The sequence below is a fragment of the Thiocapsa sp. genome (assembly GCF_011390875.1).
Taxonomy (GTDB): domain Bacteria; phylum Pseudomonadota; class Gammaproteobacteria; order Chromatiales; family Chromatiaceae; genus Thiocapsa.
In genome coordinates, this window is record NZ_JAABRP010000383.1 from 1 (window position 1) to 2,487 (window position 2,487).

A 2,487-nucleotide genomic window follows, 5' to 3' on the forward strand; every position below is an offset into this window, starting at 1 on the left:
GGTCGCGAGGAGGATCTCAAGGAGCGTCTGCGCAAGATCTACGCGGCCCAGGGTATCGATGTGCCGGACCATGTGATCAAGCAAGGCGTGGCGGCACTCAAGGAGGGACGCTTCACCTACGCCCCGCCCCCGCGCTCGCTCGCGACGCGGCTTGCCCGGATCTACGTGAAACGCGGCGACTGGGGTAAGTGGGTCGGCGGGATCCTGGGCGTCATGATCCTCGCCGCCGTCATCCACTACGTCTCCTTCGTGGCCCCTGATGCCGATTTGCCGCAGGATTTGGTGCGCGTCCATACCGAGGCGATCGCTCTGGCCGGAAACGACCGAGCGCGCGAAACCCTGGAACGCTATCTCAGAGCGGGTCAGTCCGCCCTGCGCAACGAGGATACCGAAGGCGCACGCCTTGCGCTGCGCGAGCTGGAAGCGGCCCGAACAATCTTGAGCCAGGAGTACAGCCTGCGCATCGTCAACCGTCCGGGCGAGCGAAGCGGTGTCTGGCGCATCCCGGATCTCAACAGCGGGGCCCGCAACTATTACATCCTGGTCGAGGCGGTGGATCCGACCGGGCGGGTGGTCCGCGTGCCGATCCTCAACGAAGAGACCCGCGAGACGGAGACCGTCGCCATCTGGGGTCTTCGCGTGGATGAAGAGACCTTCAACGCGGTTGCACGCGACAAGCAGGACGACGGCATCATCGAGCGCGACCGTTTCGGCCACAAGGCGCGCGGCGAGTTGATTCCGCGGTACGACATGCGCACGACCGGCGGGGCCATCACAAAATGGTAACTCCCGGTCCTGCGATCGATCGAGCACGCGGCGATGCGGCTCGGTACACCTGCACGCGAGACGCCGCTCACTCTGGAGACCGCGCATGATGTCCGGCAGACAAGCCCTCGGGGAGATCGATCGAGCGGTCGACGAGGCTCGCGCCCGGGTCGCTGCGGTCGAGGCACGGGTCGAGAGCGCCGAGCAGCAACTGCAGGCGCAACGCCGGGGGCAGCTCGAAGACTATAAAGCGCTCGCGCGACTTCGCGTCGGACTGTTGGCCGACGGCGCCTTGCTCACGCACCTGGACGAGTCCGAGAAGCAGGTCGCGGGGTTTCTGGCTCAACGCGAGACCGCGCTGACGCTGCTGAAGGAGCAGATCCAATTTGCCGAGTCCGCACTCCGCAATCTGGAGTCCGAGCGCAACGAGCAGGCGGCTCGGGTCGATGCCGCGGTTCAGACGGTTGACGCTGCCGACGCCCGTACTCAGGCCCGGCTTGCCGGCGATGACGCCTACAAAGCCCGACTTGAACGTGCCACGGAGGCCGAGCGCAAAGCCGCACACGCCGCCGAGAAGGCAGACCGCAGCGAAGCGGAACGCGAAGAGAAGGGCGTCTCGTACCGTAGCGATCCGCTCTTCATGTATCTCTGGAAACGCCGCTACGGACAGCCCGATTACAGGGCATGGGGACCCCTCCGTTGGCTCGACGGCAAGGTCGCCCGCCTGATCGGCTTTGCCGACGCCGGTGCGAACTATGCCCGCCTGAACGAGATCCCCGAGCGCCTGCGCGAGCACGCCACGGCGCTCGCGACCGCCGCCGAGTCCGAGCTTGCCGCCCTGAAGGCGCTCGACGAAGCCGCGCGGATCGAGGACGGTATCCCGGCCCTCGACACGGAAATCGTCGAGGAGCAGGCCGCGCTCGAGGCCATCGACCAGCGTGTCGCTCAAGCGCGTAGCGACCTCCAGGGGCTCGAGGTGCGAAAGGCCTTTTATGGAGCTGGACAGGACGAATACAACGCAAAGGCGCTCGAGCTGCTGACCTCCGAGCTACAGCGCGACGACCTGATGGAGCTGCGCCGCGAGGCCCTCGTCACCCCTTTCCCGGAAGACGACCTGATCGTCGCCCGCCTGCTGGAGCGCGAGGACGAGCGGCACCGACTCGAGGGCGCACTCGAGACGCTGCGTGAGTCGCTCGTGCAGGCCCGGCAGCGACTCGACGAGGTCGAATCCTTGCGGACGGACTTCAAACGCAACAGCTACGACCGTGCGGACTCGCAATTCGGCAACGAGGCCATGATTGCCATGATGCTGGGACAGTTCCTGAACGGCGTCATGGACCGACGCAACCTTTGGCGGGTCATGCAGGAGCAGCAGCGCTATCGCCCGGAGCGCTCCGATCCCGGTTTCGGCTCAGGCTCCTTCGGCCGCGGTACGGTCTGGGGCGGCGCTCTCGGCAATGCGCGTCCCCGAGGCGACATCTTCGGCGGCTTGGGCCGCGGGAGCGCCGGTCGCAGCGGTGGGGGCGGGAAGCGCGGCGGGAGCAGCGGCGGCTTTCGCACCGGAGGAGGCTTCTGATGGCGTTCGTCCGGCGACGCCTTTAGGTTAAACCGCGCCCGGTGCGATATGCGTCATTTGTTGGAATGGCTTGGCCGCGCCAGCCCCGACGACTGTCGGAGCTGGCGCGGTTTATAGTCTTAAAAAATATTAAATTCTAAACCGCG

Annotated in this window: 2 protein-coding genes; both read left to right on the forward strand. The window is 66.1% G+C overall.

The window, feature by feature from the left end; all coding sequences use genetic code 11:
- On the forward strand, positions 1–786 hold a 786-nt coding region (locus GPT33_RS18710; RefSeq protein ID WP_296812149.1), incomplete at its 5' end, for a DUF6384 family protein.
- 85 nt (positions 787–871) lie between these two features.
- Positions 872–2,341, forward strand: coding sequence for a hypothetical protein (locus GPT33_RS18715; RefSeq protein ID WP_296812151.1), 1,470 nt, complete (start codon positions 872–874; stop codon positions 2,339–2,341).
- Positions 2,342–2,487 lie beyond the last annotated feature (146 nt).